This window comes from Vibrio thalassae, from assembly GCF_900089835.1.
GTDB lineage: Bacteria > Pseudomonadota > Gammaproteobacteria > Enterobacterales > Vibrionaceae > Vibrio > Vibrio thalassae.
The window spans coordinates 1-728 of record NZ_OANU01000082.1 but is presented as its reverse complement, the minus strand read 5'-3'; the positions used below and the strand labels follow the sequence as shown (position 1 = coordinate 728).

1 protein-coding gene is annotated in these 728 nt (G+C 42.9%); it reads right to left on the bottom strand.

Annotation, left to right across the window (positions count from 1 at the left end; translation table 11 throughout):
* On the bottom strand, positions 1-676 hold a 676-nt coding region (locus VTH8203_RS17960; protein WP_158296184.1), incomplete at its 3' end, for a hypothetical protein.
* Positions 677-728: the final 52 nt, after the last annotated feature.

Sequence of the window (728 nt, the reverse complement as noted above, 5' to 3'; positions counted from 1 at the left end):
TGTCAATTTGAGATTGACTGGCGTTGGCACTGGTGATCAAGGTTTGCAATTTAGCACTGGTGTCGACATTGCTGCCAACCTCTGCGGCAATCAAGGTCTGGTAATAAATGTGGTTATTCGCATTTAGTCCAGTTAATCCTATTACCTTGTCTAAATCCGTAAAGCTTAAACCCGTGGCATAACTGTTGTCGGCATAAGCCATAATTTGCGATAGCACAGTGACATGGGTATTCACTTCATCAATCACTGCTTGTATAGCGCCAATCGATCCTAGCGTACCTATGCGCGTAAACTCACTGTTATATTCATTAAGGTTTGTGCTGACAATATTCGTGAACTCACCACTGTTGACTAAAACGCTTTCGCTGACAGTTTGATTGTTAGCAATAAGGGTGTTGATGTCATCGACAATGGTGACAAGCGAAGCGACATGATCCAGTGCAATACTGCTTGTTTCCATACCACGATTGTTGAGTAAATCAACAAAAGTGCTGGCATCAATACGGCTTGGGAGTGCAATGTAACGGGTCGTCAATTTTTGATCACTGACGGAATGATAGAAGAAGGTCAATTCATTAATATCGACGTTCGTGACTTCAACAAGACTGGTCAGACTGTAATCACTCGCCACTTGATACAAGGTATGTGCTTCATTGCTCGCCAATTGAAGATACACATAGCTTTTCCTGTTATAACTGCCGGTAGCCAAGCTCTCTGGCGTTGAAATG